Source organism: Streptomyces sp. NEAU-YJ-81 (assembly GCF_017592595.1).
Classification (GTDB): Bacteria; Actinomycetota; Actinomycetes; order Streptomycetales; family Streptomycetaceae; genus Streptomyces; species Streptomyces hygroscopicus_B.
In genome coordinates, this window is sequence record NZ_JAGFNO010000048.1 from 1 (window position 1) to 18,401 (window position 18,401).

The 18,401-nt window shown below is 67.5% G+C and carries 17 protein-coding genes and 1 pseudogene; 9 read left to right on the forward strand and 9 right to left on the reverse strand.

The annotated features are described in order from the left end of the window. Positions 1-51: 51 nt before the first annotated feature. The 5 genes from J5X86_RS46350 to J5X86_RS46370 all read left to right on the forward strand — a co-directional run bounded on the left by J5X86_RS46350 (position 52) and on the right by J5X86_RS46370 (position 4,908). Positions 52-870, forward strand: coding sequence for an enoyl-CoA hydratase/isomerase family protein (locus J5X86_RS46350; RefSeq protein WP_208522638.1), 819 nt, complete (start codon positions 52-54; stop codon positions 868-870). A gap of 14 nt (positions 871-884) precedes the next feature. Next, a complete protein-coding gene (locus J5X86_RS46355) occupies positions 885-1,664 on the forward strand; it encodes an enoyl-CoA hydratase/isomerase family protein (RefSeq protein ID WP_208522639.1) in 780 nt (259 codons plus the stop codon). Further along, positions 1,657-2,157: a flavin reductase family protein gene (locus tag J5X86_RS46360; protein WP_208522640.1), complete on the forward strand. Its 501-nt coding sequence runs from the start codon at positions 1,657-1,659 to the stop codon at positions 2,155-2,157. The genes J5X86_RS46355 and J5X86_RS46360 overlap by 8 nt, the downstream gene beginning before the upstream one ends. A 46-nt stretch (positions 2,158-2,203) precedes the next feature. Beyond that, positions 2,204-4,033, forward strand: a complete 1,830-nt coding sequence (locus J5X86_RS46365; protein ID WP_208522641.1) for a long-chain fatty acid--CoA ligase — start codon at positions 2,204-2,206, stop codon at positions 4,031-4,033. Positions 4,034-4,554: 521 nt separating this feature from the next. Beyond that, positions 4,555-4,908, forward strand: a complete 354-nt coding sequence (locus J5X86_RS46370) for an acetyl-coenzyme A synthetase N-terminal domain-containing protein (protein ID WP_243983177.1) — start codon at positions 4,555-4,557, stop codon at positions 4,906-4,908. 644 nt (positions 4,909-5,552) lie between these two features. On the opposite strand, the gene J5X86_RS46375 is transcribed toward J5X86_RS46370, so the two are convergent. The 4 genes from J5X86_RS46375 to J5X86_RS46390 all read right to left on the reverse strand — a co-directional run bounded on the left by J5X86_RS46375 (position 5,553) and on the right by J5X86_RS46390 (position 8,612). Continuing rightward, the gene (locus J5X86_RS46375) at positions 5,553-6,941 is read right to left on the reverse strand and encodes a PTS ascorbate transporter subunit IIC (RefSeq protein WP_208522642.1); all 1,389 of its coding nucleotides are present in this window, start codon (positions 6,939-6,941) and stop codon (positions 5,553-5,555) included. 169 nt (positions 6,942-7,110) lie between these two features. Beyond that, positions 7,111-7,392, reverse strand: coding sequence for a PTS sugar transporter subunit IIB (locus J5X86_RS46380; protein WP_208522643.1), 282 nt, complete (start codon positions 7,390-7,392; stop codon positions 7,111-7,113). Next, positions 7,389-7,844: a PTS sugar transporter subunit IIA gene (locus J5X86_RS46385; protein WP_208522644.1), complete on the reverse strand. Its 456-nt coding sequence runs from the start codon at positions 7,842-7,844 to the stop codon at positions 7,389-7,391. Before J5X86_RS46385 ends, J5X86_RS46380 begins: the two co-directional genes overlap by 4 nt. A 39-nt stretch (positions 7,845-7,883) precedes the next feature. Next, complete coding sequence (locus tag J5X86_RS46390) at positions 7,884-8,612, reverse strand: GntR family transcriptional regulator (RefSeq protein WP_208522645.1); 729 nt, start codon at positions 8,610-8,612, stop codon at positions 7,884-7,886. A 300-nt stretch (positions 8,613-8,912) separates the two neighbouring features. On the opposite strand from J5X86_RS46390, the gene J5X86_RS46395 reads away from it, so the two are divergent. From J5X86_RS46395 to J5X86_RS46405, 3 genes are all read left to right on the forward strand, one after another. After that, on the forward strand, positions 8,913-10,955 hold the full coding sequence (locus tag J5X86_RS46395) for a transketolase (RefSeq protein WP_208522664.1): 2,043 nt from the start codon (positions 8,913-8,915) through the stop codon (positions 10,953-10,955). Between the two features lie 76 nt (positions 10,956-11,031). After that, positions 11,032-11,310, forward strand: coding sequence for an HPr family phosphocarrier protein (locus tag J5X86_RS46400; RefSeq protein WP_208522646.1), 279 nt, complete (start codon positions 11,032-11,034; stop codon positions 11,308-11,310). A 151-nt stretch (positions 11,311-11,461) separates the two neighbouring features. After that, positions 11,462-12,049, forward strand: coding sequence for an HAD family phosphatase (locus J5X86_RS46405; RefSeq protein ID WP_208522647.1), 588 nt, complete (start codon positions 11,462-11,464; stop codon positions 12,047-12,049). On the opposite strand, the gene J5X86_RS46410 is transcribed toward J5X86_RS46405, so the two are convergent. Beyond that, a complete protein-coding gene (locus tag J5X86_RS46410; RefSeq protein WP_243983179.1) occupies positions 11,948-13,036 on the reverse strand; it encodes an integrase core domain-containing protein in 1,089 nt (362 codons plus the stop codon). The genes J5X86_RS46405 and J5X86_RS46410 overlap by 102 nt on opposite strands. Positions 13,037-13,271: 235 nt before the next feature. Here J5X86_RS46410 and J5X86_RS46415 point away from each other — a divergent pair, with 235 nt between their 5' ends. After that, positions 13,272-14,528: a CdaR family transcriptional regulator gene (locus J5X86_RS46415; RefSeq protein WP_208522648.1), complete on the forward strand. Its 1,257-nt coding sequence runs from the start codon at positions 13,272-13,274 to the stop codon at positions 14,526-14,528. Positions 14,529-14,552: 24 nt separating this feature from the next. Here the strand turns inward: J5X86_RS46415 and J5X86_RS46420 are convergent. The 4 genes and pseudogenes from J5X86_RS46420 to J5X86_RS46440 form a co-directional block, all read right to left on the reverse strand. Then, positions 14,553-15,679 (reverse strand): annotated as a pseudogene (locus J5X86_RS46420) (IS630 family transposase). A gap of 182 nt (positions 15,680-15,861) precedes the next feature. Then, entirely contained in the window at positions 15,862-16,785 is a 924-nt protein-coding gene (locus tag J5X86_RS46430) for a phosphatase PAP2 family protein (protein WP_208522649.1), read from the reverse strand. Positions 16,786-16,879: 94 nt separating this feature from the next. Beyond that, positions 16,880-17,836, reverse strand: a complete 957-nt coding sequence (locus tag J5X86_RS46435) for a hypothetical protein (RefSeq protein WP_208522650.1) — start codon at positions 17,834-17,836, stop codon at positions 16,880-16,882. Beyond that, entirely contained in the window at positions 17,833-18,174 is a 342-nt protein-coding gene (locus J5X86_RS46440) for a PadR family transcriptional regulator (RefSeq protein WP_208522651.1), read from the reverse strand. The genes J5X86_RS46435 and J5X86_RS46440 overlap by 4 nt, the downstream gene beginning before the upstream one ends. Between the last annotated feature and the right edge of the window lie 227 nt (positions 18,175-18,401).

An 18,401-nucleotide genomic window follows, 5' to 3' on the forward strand; every position in this document is an offset into this window, starting at 1 on the left:
CCGCCAGTTCCACTCCCAGCACAACCCCACACACCACAAGGAGACCAGCCGATGACCGACCTCTACAACCACGGCACCGGCGACATCCTCACCGAACGCCACGACAACGGCACCCTCCTGATCACGATCAATCGACCCGACCGGTACAACGCGCTCACCTTGCCGATGTTCGAGGAGATGAACCAGATCTGGGCCGACGTCGAGCGCGACGAACAGACCCGGGTCGTCGTCATCACCGGGGCCGGCAAAGCCTTCTGTACCGGGATGGACGTCGCTCAGCCCGATCCCACGCCCGAGGAAGCGCTCGCCATGCTGGAGACCGAACGCAAGCGGGTTGCGACGGTGTTGCGCATCGAGAAGCCGATCATCTCTGCGATCAACGGCCCCGCGGTCGGCTACGGGCTGTCGACCGCGCTTCTCGCCGACATCAGCATCGCCGCGGACGACGCGGTGCTGATGGAAGGCCACACCAAGGTCGGCGTGACCGCCGGCGACCACGCCGCACTCATCTGGCCGTTGCTTGTCGGCATGGCCAAGACCAAGTACTACGTGCTCACCTCCGAGAAGCTGACGGGCACCGAGGCCGAGCGGATCGGGCTCGTGAGCCTGTCCGTTCCCCGCGAGCAGGTGCTGCCCCGTGCCCTCGAGGTCGCATCCCAGCTGGCCCGCGGTTCCCAGCAGGCGCTCCGTTTCACCAAGCGTGCGCTCAACGCCTGGCTCACCAACGCGGTGCCTCAGCACGAGCTGTCCGCGGCACTCGAGATTCTCGACTTCGCCGGTGCCGACTACGCCGAAGCACGCCAGGCTTTCCGGGAGAAGCGCCCCGTGGACTTCCCCTCCGCTCGCACCGCTGGCGGACCGGCGAACTAAGAGGGAAGACGAGCATGAGCATTGCCTCGCATAACACAGCGCCCAGCGCTGTGCACGCGTCCGACGAAGTGGACGGCGTGGTTGTACTCACTCTGAACCACCCGCCGGCGAACGCGCTCAGCAACTCGCTCGTCAGCGAGCTGACAACGACACTGGAAACCCTTGCCAGCGGCCCCGGCACACCCGCAGTGGTCTTGACGGGAGCTGGTGAGCGCTTCTTCTGCGCGGGTGGCGACATCAAGGAAGTCATCGGCTTCGGCGCCGATTCGATGGTCGAACGGATGGCGTCGTTTCACGCGCTGCTCTGCGCACTGGAGGACTTTGCCCGGCCGCTGGTGTGTGCGGTCAACGGCTGGTGCGTCGGTGGTGGCATCGAAATGGCACTGTTCGCTGACATGGTGTACGCGTCGACTGAGGCGCGTTTCGTCTTCCCGGAGATCAACCACGGGATGCTGCCGGCCGTGAAGGGGATCACTCGAGTGCGCGGGGTCCTGGGTGACCGCGCGGCCCGGCGCCTCCTGCTGAGCGGAGAGCCCCTCGACGCGTTCGACGCGGAGACGATGGGCATCGTCGACCAGGTGGTCGAGCAGGACGACCTGATCGCGATCGCGATGGCGGACGCGCGGGCGGCAGCGGCGAAATCACCTGCCGTGTTCGCGGCGCTGAAACGGGCCCTTCACTCAGGGACTTCTAGTTGGCCGGTCGAAGAGCAACTCCGCGTCACGGTTGCCGACGCGCGCACGGTCTTCAACGACCCTGCCGCCCGAGCTGCCCGCGAGGGATATCATGGTTGATCAATTTCAAGGGCTGGGCCCGGCCGCCTTCCGCTCGGCGTTGGCCAGCTTCCCCTCAGGCGTGACGATCGTGACGACGCGAAGCGCGTCAGGCACGCTGCACGGGTTCACCGCGAGTTCCTTCGCCGCGCTGTCGCTCGATCCGCCGCTCGTCCTGGTGTGCCTGGACCGAGGAGCGAACTGCTCTCCCGTCTTCATGGCGGCTGAGCGGTTCATCGTCAACATCGTGACACCCGCACACGCCGAGTTGGCGATCAAGTTCGCGACAAAAGGTGAAAACAAGTTCGCGTACGGAGCCTTCGAATTCGATGAGAAGGGTCACCCGCTACTGCCCGATGCAGCGGCAGTCATCCGTTGCGAACTGGAGCAAGCCGTACCCGGCGGAGATCACGTGATCCTCATCGGCCGTGTACACGACGCGCGGACAGGTAGCGGCATGCCGGTGACGTGGTACCGAGGTGACTTCCTGCACCTCGGGGAGAGTGCCGCATGAATCTCATCGGGCCCGGGCTTGTCGGCTCTGGAAGAGAGGCCGTGTCATGGATCTGACCAATTTCGAGCCAACCCGGACGCTACCGGGGCTGCTGCTCGATCGCGTGAACAGGGAACCCGACGCCGTCGCGCTGCGTTACTGGCGTGATGGGGTTATGCAGGCGATCACGTGGCGGACGTACCGGGATCGTGTGCAAGATCTCGCGCTCGGCCTTATCGCGCAAGGTGTGCAGCACGGCGATCGCGTCGCGGTGATGAGCAGCGCACGCCCGGAGTGGGTGTTCGCCGCGCTGGCCGTGCAGAGTGTCGGCGGCGCCGTGATCGGCGTCTATCCGACCAACTCACCTGCCGAGATCAAGCAACTCCTCGCACACAGCGAGGCCGTCGCCTTCATCGGCGAGACGACGACGGAGCTCATCAAGGTGGCGGAGGTCGCCGCACACACACCGAAGCTGCGGCTCGTGGTCGGAATCGACGCCACTCCGCCGGAGCTACCCGAGGTGATCAAGAGGACAACGTGGGAAGCGCTGTGCGAAGAAGGAACACAGTACGCCGACGACAGCGCCGATCCTCTGTCCGAGCTGGTCGCCGGCGGATCCCTCGACGATGCCGCCGTGCTGTTTTACACGTCGGGGTCCACGGGAGTTCCGAAAGGCGTCACACACTCGCACAGCACGCTTCAGCACTCGGTTCAGACCTTCGTCGGCCTCTACCCGCAGATCCTCAGTCACGAGCACGATGTCGTGGGCTTCCTGCCGTTGGCCCACGTGGCGCCGGCGGTGGTGTCGGTGTTCGCGCCGCTGCTCTCACGGCTGGTGGTCACATACTGCCCCATTGGTGACTACCAAGACGTGTTGCGCTTGGTGCGGCCGACGGCAGTGCTCTGGCCGCCGCGGTTCTACGAGAAGATCGCCGGCGAACTGATCGCACAGACGGAGGTCTGGCCGCGCCTTCGTCGCTACGCCTATGACGCCGCCATGTGGGCCGGCCGCAGGGTAGCCGAACGCCGATGGTCCCATCGCCGGCCCTCGGTACTGTTGCGGATCGCGTACGCTGCCGCACTTCGTTGGGTGTTCTTGCCACTGCGGGCAACCGTCGGAATGGATCGTATCCGGGTTGCCTACACCGCATCTGCCGCGATGCCCGAAAGCGTCATCGCGATTTGGCAGATCTGGGGGCTCGATCTCCGCGAAAACTACGGTCTCACCGAGACCGCCGGGTGTCCCATAGCTCATTTCAACCAGCCGTTCCCCCGTCCGGGCTTCATCGGCAGGGAATTCCCGGACCCGCGGTTCCAGGTGAAGGTCGCGGACGATGGCGAAATGCTGCTCCGCGCGCCGTTGCTCTTCGACGGATACTGGCGCAACCCGGCGGAGACCGAGGCTGTTTTCCAGGATGGCTGGTTCCGCACTGGTGACCTGATGGAGCGCACAACCCACGGCGACATCCGGCTCATCGGCCGGAAGAAGGACGTGATCATCACCCGAGGCGGCAAAACGATCAATCCTCAGCCCATCGAAACCCGGTTGAAGGAGAGCTCGCTGATCAACGAAGCGATCGTCGTCGGCGATGCCCGCAAATACCTCACCGTCCTGCTCGAACCGAGCACAACCGCAGACGCCCGGTCGGCAGAGGTGCTGGCCGAACGCCTGCGAGCGGAGGTCGCTCGGGTCAACGCGGACCTCGCGCGCGTAGAGCAGTTGAAGGACTTCCGCGTTCTGCCGCGGCCCCTGGAAGTCGAGCGCGGCGAGCGGACCGCGAACGGCAAGATCAAGCGCAATGCCGTCGTGAACTCGTTCGCAACGTTGATCGACGACATGTACGGCGCGAACGACGACGCGGCGATCGCGAACCACGTGCGCTCAAGGTCGAACTAGGCGGTTGATCGCGTGGAGATCGCGTGAACTGAGGTCGGTCCGCAGGCGTGGGAGGAGGGCGTTCAAGGTTGACGTGTGAACGAAGAATTGAACACCCTTCTGGTGGCACTCTACGTGTTGATCAACGATCACGTCGCCCTATCCCGTGCCTGCCGTGGCCGTCAGCTGTTGTTGTCCGCCACCCCTGTGCCCTGCGGCATGTCGCGGGAAAACGGTCAAGCGCTCGGAGCTGGGAGGCCTGCCGGGCAAGGCCGCCGACTTCCTGCGAGCCGCCGAACGACCGCGAAAACGGCCGCGGGCTCTCGCTGGTCGCCGCCTGCACGCACTCCTGGGGCTGGTCACCGGTGAGCGGCCGACACGGCCGGGGGAAGCGCGTGTGGTTCACCTGTGCACTGGCCACGCCACGCCGATGACCTCTGGTGCCCAGGTGAAGGGCACCACACAGACGGGGCTGGCCGCCGCCCGGTCGATGGGCCACACTGCTCACAGTTCTCCAAGGCCGAGTGACGCAAGGGGCGCTGATGGGCGCGTACGACGAGACTTACCACCGCAGCCTCGAGGATGTCGAAGGGTTCTGGCTGGACGCGGCGGCGGCGATCGACTGGACCCGGCCACCGACCCAGGCCCTGGACGACTCCCGTGCGCCGCTCCTTCGGTGGTTCCCCGACGGTGAACTCAACACCTCGTACAACGCGTTGGACCGCCACGTCGAGAACGGCCACGGCGACCGGACCGCGCTGATCTACGACTCCCCGGTGACGGGTGCGGTCCGGCGCTACGATGCGCGGGATCGCCGACGGGCGCGACGAACCGGTGCCGTCGACGATCGAGGACCCGTCGGTGCTGGACGCGCTGCGGCCCGTGCTGCGCCCTGAGTGAGCGTTCCCCGTCGGCAGCACCTGGGTCGGTGGTGGACCGCCGCCGGGGCACACGGTCGCTCGGTCACGGCATCGATGGAGGCCATCGTCGGCTGACCTGGAGGGTCGGGGCAGTTCTGCCGTGTCGGTCGACTCGGCGAGCGCGAGTCGGCCGCCCTTCAGTTCGGGCACGTAGTTGTAGATGGTGTTACGGGTGACCCCGAGGAACTTCGCGATCGAGGTGACGGTGTTCTCCGGGCGGGCGAGCAGGTCGCGGGCATGACCTATCTGTTCGCCGGTCATCGCCGGCGGTGCGCTTACCGGAAACCTCATCCGCCCAGGTCATGCGGCATGTCGGTATTCGTGGAGGTTGCCGCCGAGGCGATCACGACGTCGTATGTTGAGACGGGTAATCTTCTCCGGATCGGCGATCGCTGGCAGCAACGGGTTCAGCGGGCGGGCGTTGGCAATGCCCTGGTGCGGCCGGTGTCCGTTGTAGACACCCGACCGACAGGCTCCGGCTCACCGTCTCCAGCCACTTCTACGTCGGCCCGACTGCCCGGGCCGCGAGAATACGTGCGCCCCGATCCTCTTCGGGACAAGTAGCCAGAGACCCGAACGACGCGGCCCGGTGGTGTCGCGAGCCGCGTCGAGGCGGGGACTCAGGCAGCGGGCTGCCGCTCCGAGGTCGTGGTGGGTTCCTTGGCGGCCTGTCGGCGGGTAGTGAGGGCACTGCCGGCGAAAACGGCGGCCAGCGAACAGACGATCAGGCCGATGACGGCGATGTGGCTGATATGGACGGCGCTGCCGAGGAGGAGGCCGGAGACTCCGAAGTCGGCATCGGAGAAGGTGGAGTTCTGCAGCCCGACGTCACCGAGGAAGGGCAGGACCAGAAGCGGAAGGAATGTGATCATGAGGCCGTTGACCATGGCGCCGAGCACCGCGCCGCGTCGTCCGCCCGTCGCGTTGCCAAGGACACCGGACGCGGCGCCAGTCATGAAGTGGGCGACGATGCCGGGGATGATGATCGTTCCTCCGACGGCGACGAGGATTCCCATCCCGATGAGCCCGCCGACGAAGCTGGACAGGAAGCCGATCAGTACGGCGTTCGGGGCGAAGGTGAAGACGATCGGGACGTCGAGGGCGGGCCTGGCGTTGGGGACCAGCTTTTCGGAGATGCCCTTGAAGGCGGGGATGATCTCGGCGAGGACCACGCGGACGCCGGCCAGGATGATGAACACGCCGGCGGCGAACTTACCGGCCTGCATCACGGCCCACAGCAGATACCACTGGCCGTTGCTCAGCTTGTCCTCGACGTAGCCGGGCCCGGCCACCAGGGTGACGAGCAGATAGATCACGCCCATGGAGCTGGCGATGACGACGGTGGTGTCGCGCAGGAAGCCGAGCCCCTTGGGGATCTTCAGGTCTTCCGTGGACTTCTCGGGGTTGCCGAAGAGCTTGCCGACCAGACCGCTAGTGGCGATGCCGAAGTTGCCGGTGTGGCCGAGCGCGACATTGTCGTTCTTGGTGGCCTTGCGCATCCAGGGCTGGACGAGCGCGGGCGAAAGGGTGGTGATCAGACCCTGGGCGAGGGCACCCCAGAGCACGGCCTGCCACGAGCTGAAGCCGTTGGCGATGAGAATCACGGCGATCATGGCCGCCAGGTACAGGGCCACATGCCCGGACATGTAGATGAACTTGAACCTGGTGAACCGCGCCAGGAGCACGTTCACCACCATGCCGAAGAAGAAGATCAGCGCGGCCTGGGAGCCGTAGTTGGTGAGCACCTTGCCGACGATGGCCTCGTTGTTGGGCACGACGCCCTGGACGCCGAAGGCATGCTGGAACATCTCGCCGAAGGGAGTCAGGGAGTCGGAAACCACTCCGGCACCCGCCGCCAGGACGAGGAAGCCGACGAATGCCTTGGTCGTCCCCTTGATGGTGTCGGAGAGGGACTTGCGCTGCAGCAGGAGGCCCAGGAGAGCGATCAAGCCGACGATGACGGATGGTTCACGGAAGACATCGAGAAGGTTCTGCAGAACGCTGTTCACTGACAACGCCTCTCTTCGGGCACGACGAGGCCGTGACTGCGGGGATGGTGGGTGCCGGACCGGGCGGCGGGCCAAGGCGCGCGGGGCGGCGGCTGCCCGACGGGTGGTGTGGTGGGCGCTGCCGCCGCGTCGGGCCGCGCCGCCCCGGGACGAACGGGTGGGGCCCGGGTCAGAGGAGCCCGTGCCGGGCGGCGGCAGCCTTCACCGCTTCGCGCAATTCGTCCATGTCGATGATGCTGTTCAAAACGACCACGTCGCCCAGTCCCTGAACGGCGTCCTCCAGGTCCTTCGCCACAAAGAACACGTCCGCGCTGTCCGGTCCGGCGGAGCTGATGTCGGAGTGCTCGACCGTGACGGCCGAGAGCCCCAGCTCACCGACGATGGTCTCGATGTTCATGCGCACCATGAAACTGCTGCCAAGGCCGGTGCTGCACATGGCCAGGAACTTCATTGGGACTCCTCGAACCGAGTGATCAACTTGATGACATCGGGCGCGGAGGCCGCGTCGCGCAGCGCTTGACGGGTCTGGGCGTCCGACAGGATGCGGGCGAGGGAGGCCATGGCACTCATATGAGCGTCGGCGTCAACGGCCGCGAAGCAGAAATAGAGGTCGACCGCGTGCTCCGGCCGACCGAGCAGCGGGGCGGGCTCCGCCAGTCGCAGCATCGAGATGGCGGTGCGCACGGCCCCGTTCTCGGGCCGGGCGTGGGCCAGGGCGATGCCGTGGCCCAGGTTGATGTACGTTCCGCCGGACGCGATCGACTCCAGCATGGCCTGGACATAGCCGGGGGTGACGTCACCCGCGTCGAGGAGCGGCCGGGCGACCAGGGTCACGGCTTCCCGCCAGTCCAGCTTGTCTGTGGAGAAACGTATCTTCTCCTCGGTCAAAAGATCACTCAGCATGTGCACCTACGTGGTTGTTCTCAAGGCCGGCCGGAATCGCTATTCGACGTCGGCGACGATGTCGAAGGAGAGTTCCGCGGTCTCGGGGAGGAATTTCGATGTGCCGTGGATGACTGGTTTCCCGCCCGGTTCAAAGACGGATGAGGTGGCCAGCAGCAGCGGAGACCCATCGGCCACGCCCAGCAGGGCCGCCTCGCGCTCGTCGCACATGTGCAGGCCGACGACGATCTCGTTGCGGGCGAGCAGCACGTCGTGGTGCGCGCGCAGATAGGCGTAGAGCGAGGTGGAGGTGAAGTCGGTCGTCAGGACGTCCGGGAACCGCTCCTCCTCCACATATGACTCGGCCAGATGGTGCACCACTCCGTTGACCCGTCGCACCCGCTCCAGCCGGATAACCGAGGTGGCCCGGCTGATGTCGAGCGCGGTCGCCAGCCGCGCCCCGGCCCGCATGCGCTCCTGGGCGACCACCTCGGAGGTGACGGTGTGACCCTGGCGGGCCAGCTGCGTGTGGAAGCCGGTCACCTCGTTCACGAACCGCTCGCGGTGCTTCAGGTTGTAGCGAGGGTGGCTCACGAACGTGCCACGGCCGTGCTCGCGCACGAGATATCCGTCCTGGACCAGCTCGTCCACGGCACGACGCAGTGTGATGCGGCTCACTTCGTACTCTGCGCACAGCACACTCTCGGCGGGCAGTTGTCCGCCCACGGGGAGGTCGCGGATGCGGCGCAGGAGGTGGTCACGCACTTGCGCGTACTTGTGCCCCGGCATCCCTGATCTCCTCATCGAGCCCATGTGTCATCGAGACGTCATGATGACTACAGGTTCCTGAAAGCGTCAATAGTCGCAACCGAAGCGAAATGCGATCACTGGTCGCGACCTGGGCGAGGGGCCACCCTCCGTGCCCTTCCGTCGAGCTGTGAGGTTCCGCTCCCGAGGCATCCCTGGCGCCTGCAGGGAGATATCGGCTACGTTTCCAAAGTCATTATGACGTCATGATCTCTCCAAGGAGTCTCCGTGACCCTCGCAACAGAGCAGACGGCCACGCCTTCTCACAGCCGGGCCGGGCGCTTGCTCGACGAGGCGGACGAGCGGGCCATCACAACGGCGCGGGCCCTGGCCGTGGACGCGGTCGAGGCGGCCGGCTCCGGCCATCCCGGCACGGCGCTGGCGCTGGCTCCCGTCGCCCATTTGCTGTTCCAGCGCCACATACGGCACGACCCCGCGGACGCCTCATGGGAGGGACGCGACCGGTTCGTGCTCTCGTGCGGGCACGCGAGCATCCTGCAGTACACGCAGCTCCACCTCACCGGCTACGGGGTCGAACTGGAGGACCTGCGGCGCTTCCGGCAGCTCGGATCCCTGACCCCGGGACACCCCGAGTACGGGCACACCACCGGTGTGGAAACCACCACCGGGCCGCTGGGCCAGGGCGTCGCCACCGCGGTCGGCATGGCCATGGCCCTGAAACGGGACCAGGGGCGGCTGGCAGGCTCCGATCCGGCCGGGGGCGGCGTTCCCGCCCGTACCGTATGGGTACTGTGCTCCGACGGCGACCTCCAGGAGGGAATCTCCTACGAGGCTGGGGCCCTGGCCGGGCGCCATCGCCTGGACAACCTGGTGGTGATCTGGGATGACAACAGCATCCAGATCGAGGGTTCCACGGACCTCACGACCCGTGAGGACACCGTCGCCCGCTTCACCGCCCAGGGCTGGTTCGTGCAGACGGTGGGCCTCGCCGCCGACGGCGACATCGACACCGACGCACTCGACACCGCGCTGAGCACCGCCCGCGCACACACCGGCCGACCCAGCCTCATCGCCCTGAAGTCGCAGATTGCCTTCCCTTCCCCGAACGCGACCAACACCGCCGCCGCGCACGGCGCTCCCCTGGGTGGGGCCGAAGTGGCCGCGCTCAAGGCCCGGTTGGGCGTCGCCGATGAACCGTTCGCCGTTCCGACGGCGGTGTTGCGGCACACGAGGCGCGCCATCTCCCGGGGTGCCGAACTGCACCGTGCCTGGGACACGGCACTCGCCGAGTGGGCAGCGGCCCACCCCGAGCGCGCACGGGCACGCGCAGATGCCATCCGGCCCGCCGACACCGCCGAGGCCGCCGAGGTGCTCCCGGTGTTCGAGCCCGGAGCCCTCGTCGCGCCGCGTGACGCCTCCGGGCAAGTCATCCAATCCCTGGCCAAGGCAGCTCCACGGCTGTGGGGTGGCTCGGCGGACCTCGGCGACAGCAACCGCACGACCATCACATCCGGTGGTTCGTTCCTCCCGGCCGACGAGGGCGACGGGCAGGGCCTCAGCGGAAGCAACATTCACTGGGGCGTACGCGAACACGCGATGGCCGCCGCGCTGAACGGCATCGCCCTCATCGGCTACGACACCCCGTTCGCCGGCACCTTCCTGGTGTTCAGCGATTACCAGCGGCCGTCCTTGCGGCTCGCCGCTCTGATGAAGCTACCGGTGGTCCATGTCTGGACGCATGACTCCGTGGCCCTCGGCGCGGATGGCCCCACCCATCAGCCGGTGGAACACCTCGCCGCGCTACGGGCCATGCCGGGGCTGTCGGTGGTCCGTCCGGCCGATGCCACGGAGACCGCAGCCGCCTGGCTGAGCGCACTCGGCCACCCGGGGCCGGTCGGGCTGGCGCTGGCTCGTCAGGTGCTTCCCGTGCTGCAGGCGTCGGTTGACCAGGTGCGAGAGGGTGTGGCCCGCGGTGCCTATGTGGTGGCCGACACCGACGGCGCCGCAGACGTGGTGCTCCTGGCCAGTGGCAGTGAGGTATCACTCGCCCTGAAAGCCGCGGAAGAACTCGCCCAGCGGGACGTAGCGGCGAGGGTCGTCTCCGTTCCGTGCAAGGACTGGTTCACCGAACAGGACGCCGCCTACCGTGACGCGGTGCTCCCGCCGTCCGTCCGGGCCCGCGTCGTCGTCGAGGCCGCGTGTGCTTTCGGCTGGCACGACCTGCTCGGCGAGTACGGCCGCACCGTGACTGTCGACGGCTTCGGCACCTCCGCCCCCGCGACGCAGGCGATGGCCTCGGTCGGGATGACCGAAGAGGCTGTCGTGGCGGCCGCCTTGGCATCCCTCACGGCCGCACGATCGTGACACGAGCCGACCCACTCAGTCACCTCCAGGTGCATCCTTCACTTCCCCGACAGCCCCAGACAAAGGAGCATTCGCCATGCCTCAGCGTGTCGTAGCCATCGGTTCCCGCAGCGGGCTGCACGCCCGGCCCGCGACCGTGTTCGTCCAGACCGCCACCAGCCAGCCGGTCAAGGTGACCATCGCCCGCGACGGCCGGGATCCCGTCGACGCGCGGAGTCTCCTCTCCGTGCTGGCGCTGGGGGCTAGCCACGGCGACTCGGTGGTGCTGACCGCCGAGGGGGACGGCGCGGAGGCGGCCCTGGACGAACTGGCCGCTCTGCTCAGCCGCGACCACGACGCCCAGAAGAAGGCATGACACCCGGAACCGAACTCGGCGACAGCCGCTCGAGCCGGTCGTCCAGTACCCCCGTTCCTGCTGCCCGCTGTCAGCGAGCAGCAGGAAGAGCCGCCGCCCTCGCGGCGGCACGCCCGGTCTCCCCTCCTATCGCTTACGAAGCAAGGTCACCGTGAACACACGTCCGCGCAGTGCCCTGTCCGACACCCGGCTCGTGATCTTCGACTGCGACGGAGTTCTGGTGGACACCGAACGCATAGGTCCCGCGGTCGGGGCGGACATGGCCGCGGAAGTCGGCTGGCCCCTCACTCCCGGGCAAGTACGACACCGCTTCCTCGGCCGCCCCGAGTCCTATCTGTACGAGCAGGTCCGCGCCCATGCCACCGCCCCCGTCGGCCCCAACTGGCTCGATGCCTACCGGAAGAAGGTCCGCGACGCGTTCGCCGCCCAGCCGCACACCATGCCCGGCGTCCAGGAACTGCTGGATTTCCTCGACCACCGTCGACTCCCCTACTGCGTCGCCTCCAGCGGCAGCCACGAACGCATCCAGCATTCCCTGACGTCCACCGGACTTCTCGGACGTTTCGCCGGCCACGTGTTCAGCGCCGATGACGTCGCCCGCGGCAAGCCCTGTGGGTGCCGGAAATCTGTGTCACCCCTATGCGACCTGCGTGTATTCGTGGATGAGGCCGCCGAGCCGATCGCGTCGATGGATGCGAGTGTTGTCGGTGGCGGTGGGTGGTTGGGGTTCGGTGAGTAGGTCCGGCGGCCGTTGTCCGAGGGATCGGTGTGGCCGGTGTTGGTTGTGGTGCTTCGCGTACTCACTGACGGCGAGGCGTAGGTGGCGCTCTCCCGTGATCAGGATGCGGTCGGTCGTCTCGCGTCGGCATGATCCGATCCAGCGTTCCGCGATGGCGTTCATCCGCGGTACTCGGGGCAGCGTTGGAAGGACGTGCACGCCGATCGCCTCGAAGACGGCGTCGAAGCTGTCAGTGAAATAGGCCCCGCGATCCCGGATGAGGAACTTGACCGACTTGGCATGGTCGCCGAGGTCCATGAAGTAGTTCCGTGCTTGCTGGGTGATCCAGGGGCCGGTCGGGTGTCGGGTGATGCCGGCGATGTGCACCCGCCGGGTGCCGTGGTTGATGAAGAACAGCACGAACCAGCGCCGCAGGAAGACCGTGTCGATGTGGAACAGATCGGTGGCTACGATCGCGGAGGCTTGGGCTTTGAGAAAGGTGGCCCAGGAGCGGTCCACACGCTGCGGCGATGGGTCGATCCCTGCTTGCTTCAGAATGGACCAGACGGTGGAGGCGGCGGCCTTGCGGCCCAGGCCGAGGAGCTCTCCGTGGACTCGGCGGTATCCCCATCCAGGGTTCTCCCGTGCCAGACGCATGACCAGTTGCCGCAGGGCCTCTGGTTTGGGTGGTCGGCCCGGACGACGGGATGGGTAGGTCCACTTCCAGGCGATGAGCCGTACGTGCCGGCGCAGCACTGACCGTGGAGAGACCAGCAAGGCCAGTTGTGATCGCCGCTTTGCGCTGACGAGTGGGAGCAGTGCCGCCATGACGGCCCTGTCGCTCCAGGAGAAGCGGGGCCGTGGCTGGGCACGGCGTGCGATGGCCAGTTGATGCCGGAGCATCAAGATCTCTGTGTCCTTCGAGGCATCCGAACGGGCGAGTAGGGCAAGCCATCGGAAGGCTTGGCAGGCGAGCAGGTAGATCAGGCGTATCACCACGACCGGCATGCTCCCTCAGAACGGCTCGCTGCTCCTGAGATCTGGCAGATCCGAACCAGCAGGTCAGCCCAGGTGACATAAATCCGGCACCCACAGGGGCCCGCCTCCACCGATCGGCGGGCTGTCGTTCAAGACTTTAGGAACACGCGGTCCTGATGCCCCGCTTCGTATGTCGCGTTTCTGATGGATGGCTGGCGCCGTATGTCGATCTGTGGAAAGTTCATGCCCCCTATACAGTGCCGAGATGGTTTCGGAGCTGCAGCGACTTGTCGACGCGTTCGGTGCCCGCCTTGGTCGGTCGATCGCCATCGACGACACGCGACTCAAGCTGCTCGCGTACAACGCGCACACTGGCGACGTGGACGACGCCCGGATCGAATCGGTCATGCACCGTGGTGTGTCGGCCGCGCTGGTCGCGCACGTCTGCGAGCAGGGCGCTGCTCAGGCTTCCGATGTCTTCACTCTTCCGCCGTGCCCCCAGATCGGCATCACGATGGAACGGGTCGGCATGCCGATCCGCTACGACGATGCCCTGCTCGGCTACGTATGGCTGATCGGCTCCGATGGCCCTATCGGCGACCGGGCCGTCGAGTTGCTGCGCGAGGCGGCTACGCAAGCCGCCCTGGTCCTGCACCGCGGCTACCTTGGCGTCGAAGTGACTCGCAGCCACGCCAGGGAGCTAGTCCGCGACCTGATCGCCCCGGACCAGGCACTCCGGACGGAGGCGGGTGCCGCGCTCGTCGAGGAGGAACACGCCGTGGCTGGCCCGGTCACCGTCCTGGTAGCCATGGTGGCGCGCGAAGAGGGCGAGCCTCTGGCTGAAGAACGCCGTCTGGCCCTGGAGCTCGCCGTCGACCGCTGTCGACGACGGCTTCCCCCCTCGCGCGGATTGGCCCTGACGCGTCCGGATCACGCGCTTCTGCTGACGATCTGGCCTGGGGCACGTTCCCAGGTCATCGAGCGCAATGCCGCCGAGCTTGCCGAGGTGCTGCGCGAAAAGCTGGTCGCAGAACTCGGCCTGGGACGGGCCGCCCTGTGCTGGGTAGGCGTAGGCGGGCCACGCCCACGCCTCACGGAGGCCCACTCTTCCTACGAGGAGGCCCGCCGCGCTGCCGAGGTCGCCCGCATCACGGGCACCCTGGGTCAAGTGGTGGCTCATACACAGCTGGGCGTGTACGCGCTATTGGGCAAGCTCACCCCCGACGAGCTTGCCGAGGGCATCCACCCGGGGCTGCGCTCCCTGCTTTCAAACCCCGCGCACCGTGGGCTGGTTGAAACCCTGCGGGTGTATCTCGATCACGCCGGCGATGCTCAGCATGCCGCCACCGCCCTACATATCCACCGCTCCACACTCTACAAACGGCTGCATCGCGTTGAGCAGCTCACTGGACTGCAACTGGACGTCGGCGATGACCGACTGGCCGCGCATATCGGCCTGAAGATGGCAGAGTTGCACCCCCGCTTGCCGACATCGATGAAAGAGCCGGACGTGGTGTTCTGAGCACGGGCAGCAGCCAGTGCCGCATCAGGCAACGTTCGCCCTGTCGAGGACGGCGCGCAGGTGCCGGTCCTCGGCATGGCGGTTTCGCCAGATGATGTAGCGGCGGATCATGCTGCCCTGCTCTTTGTGGGTGGCGTGGTCGGTGCCGTCGAGGGTGAAGTAGCGCAGGGCGGTGAACTGGGCCTCGATGCGGTTGAGCCAGGAGGAGTTCGTCGGGGTGTAGGCGATCTCGACGTTGTTCGCCGCGGCCCAGGTGCCGACCCGCTGGCACTTCTTCATGGTCAGGTGCGGGGAGAAGTTGTCGCAGACGATCGCGATACGGGCCTTGTCCGGGTAGAGGGTGCGCAGGTAGCGGCTGAACTCCAGGAACTGCGTCCGCCGCTTGACCGGCTTGATGTGGCCGTAGAGCTTGTCCTTGGCCAGGTCCAGGGCGGCGAACAGGTGCCGTACTCCGCCGTAGCGGTTGTAGGTCGCCCGCCGCCTGCGGCGCGGCTCACGGCCGGGGTCCTTGTGCTTGCCGCTGCGCTCGGCCCACTGCTTCCCGGGGTGGGGCATGAGGTTGAGCGGGCCGAACTCGTCCATGCAGAAGATGACTTCGGGCTCGCCCTCCTCGGGCAGGACCTCCCCGTCGGCGATCGCGTAGAGGTGCTCGACGCGGGCCTTCTTGGCCGCGTAGTCCGGGTCGCGGGAGGTCTTCCAGGTCTTCAGGCGTTGAAAGGAGACGCCTTCCTTGCGGAGCAGGATGCGCAGGCCCTCGTGGCTGATGTCGTCGATCACCCCCTCTGCGACCAGGAAGTCCGCCGGCTTGGACAGACTCCAGGTGGAAAAGGGCAGGTCGTGCTCAGTCGGCTTGGACTTCGCGATCTTCTTGATCTCGCGGCGCTCGGCAGCGTGAACGTCCTGGGCCGCCCGCCCTTGTATTTCGGGTAGAGCGAGTCGAAGTCGTCGGTGTTGAAGTTGTGGATCACATCGGGGACCCGGTCGTCGCTGGTGAACGACACTTCGGCGATCTTCGCCATCCCCTGCGCGGACAGCAGAACCATCTGGGCCCGCCGCCAGGTCACCACCGACCCGGTGCCCCTGCGGATAATCCGCAGCAGCCACCGGCCCTCGTCATCGTCGATCTCCCGGACCTGCACTCGTTCAGCCACGTGATCATTCTGGCCGTCCGGTTGCCGCGCCGGGCGACACCGGCCTGTTGACCGGACTACGGGAGGACACGCCGGGCGGTAGCGCATCCCCGCTCGGGCGTCGACGGCTTCTACGACTGGGCGGTGGCGTCGGACCGCCGCTTTGCCAGGATGCCGGTTCCCGCCCGGAGCCGGCCGGGTGGTCAGTCCAGTGCGGGGCGTGTGCGGCGTGCGGTGTGTGCGGGCCGCCCGACTGCGGCGTACCAGACCAGGGCCGCGCATATGAAGCCCGTCGCCGCGGAGACCAGTGACCTTGTGAGGGTGTCGTCCCGTGCGCCGGAAACGAGGGCGACGGCCAGTGCCAGCGTCAGGGTGATGACGGGCAGCGCACGGGGGCTCCGCGCGGCGCCTGGCGCGGCGGCCGGCGGCAGCAGCCAGGTTGCGAGGCCGTAACAGGCACAGGCCAACAGTGTGGCTCCCAGCACTTCGCTGGGCCGGTGGCCGCCCATGGTCGCGCTGGCGGCGGCGATGCAGGCGAGCCACAGCACACCGGCCATGGCGACGTAGGGGCGGATGCGGGGGGACACCACGAGGACGGCGGCGAGGGTCAGCGCGGCGGGGATGGCCGAGTGCCCACTGGGGAAACCCTGATCAAGGAGATTCTCGGGCGCGCCCACCAGATCGGGGCGGGGCAGGATGGTCGATTTGAGCACATCGTTGCCTCCGGCCGTGAGAATGACGACCCCGAGCGCCGCGCACCCCTGCCGCCAGCACCGCCGCACCAGGGTGAGGACCACGATGACGGCCAGGCCCACCATCAGCGTGGGCTTGGCACTCAATTCCATCGGCGGCAGGGGCGTCGAGCCGTAGGCCGCTCCTGACAGGGGGTAGATCCATGCTTCTTCGCCGCCCTGTTTACCGAGATAAAACCAGGGGTTCTCAGCTCGTTGCCCCCACGGGGTGCAGATGGCGAGCAGGTAGACCGTCAGGAACCCCAGGGTGTACAGCAGAGCCGGCATCCACGGCCGTGTCGTACGCGACGGGCTGGGGTCGTCGGGGGCCTCGGGGGCCTGGCTTGAGGCCCCCGGACGGTGCGCGGGCAGGGACTGAGAATCGTGCTGAGTCATCGCTCTGTTTCTTCCGTTGGGGGGAGTTCGGTCACGCACGTCTTCCGGCACGACGTGGGCCGCCGGGCTCGGCCGGCCCACCGGGGGTCCGCTCCTATTCGGCGAGTGCCTGCCCCTGTCGGCGCTGGGCGGCGATCGCCACGGCGGGGAGAGGTGCGATCAGCAGGATGAGGACGACCAGGTCCGGAAAGGACTGCATGAACGCGTCCGGCCGGACGACGATCGCCTGCGTGCGGACGATCGCGAACGCCGCGACGGGGATCAGCCACCGGTGGTCGCCGGTGGCGGCCGTCGCCACCCACGCGGCGATCAGCGCGGCGACTTCGAGGACGAACAAACCGCGCTGGAAAGCCGGACTGACGGAGATGATGTGCAGGCCCCCGGCCACGAACATGGCGAGCACGACGGGGGCCAGCCAGCGGTACGAGCGGCGTCGCAGACGGCTGGGACGGCAGAGCGCCAGCACGGCGCACGCGGCGCACAGTGCCCCCGACAGCACCAGGTCACGGGCCGTTATCGGGGCGCCAAGACCGTAGTAGCCCAGGCCCGCCTTGCCCTCGTCGCCGAAGAGGGTGCGGCCGTGGGACGTGGCGCCGGCCCAGATCATGGCTGCCGCGGCCGGCAGCGCGATCCACGGTCTGCCGCGCAGCAGGGCGATCAGGCAGCCCAGCGGGAGCAGCCCGTAGGGCAGCAGCCGTATCCGCGTGGGACCTTCGGCCCACGGGTACCAGCCGGAGAAGTGGAAGGCGATGGCGTGCTGTCCGGGGTCGATGTGCAGTGCCCAGTGCCACACATCCTGCAAGTACGGAACCAGCGCCAGCGCGGCGAGGGCCAGGGCGGCCAGATGGATGCCGTCCAGCCACCACGGCCGGGCCGTGTCGTCGACGACGGCACGGGCGCGGGCCTGCACCCCGGCGCGCACCAGGGCGGCAACTTCCCGCGGCGGGGGCCAGGAGCGGCCGGGATACGCCTCGGACAGGCAGGCCAGCACCTCCTCTCCCTGCCGGGAACGGTAGGGCTCGGGATAGGCCGCAAGCAGCAGACGATTCATGCCGGGGCCGCTCCGGCATCCCGCGAGTGTCCGATGACGACGGCCGCCGCCTGCTGCATCCGCAGCGCCTCCCGGCCGAGCGCCTCGACGCCGTCCTCGGTGAGCCGGTAGTAGCGCCGCGCCCGCCCGTCCACGATCTCCTCATGGCCGGCGGCCACCAGCCCGGCCCGCTCCATCCGCTCCAGCGCGCCGTAGAGAGTGCCGACAGCGATCCGGAGCCGCCCGTCGGTGGCCTGCTCGGCAGCCTTGATGATGCCGTAACCGTGCAACGGACCATCCATGAGTGCAGCAAGGATGAAGTACTGCGATTCCGTCAAGGGCGGATTCTGTCTGGTCATGCATCGAGCATATATCGAGCTACGAAATATATCTGCCAGCCCTGGATGATCAGCGGCAGCACCTCCACGCCCGCGGCGAGCGTCACCCTCTCCCGGCCGGCGGGCGCGACGGCGATCTCCTCGACGCACCCGCGCGGCGTTGGCGGATGCTCACCGCGACCTGGTCCGGGCCGAGCGGAATGTCTTTCCCACCGTGTCCGCCGGACCCGTCTCGCCTCCGTTGAATC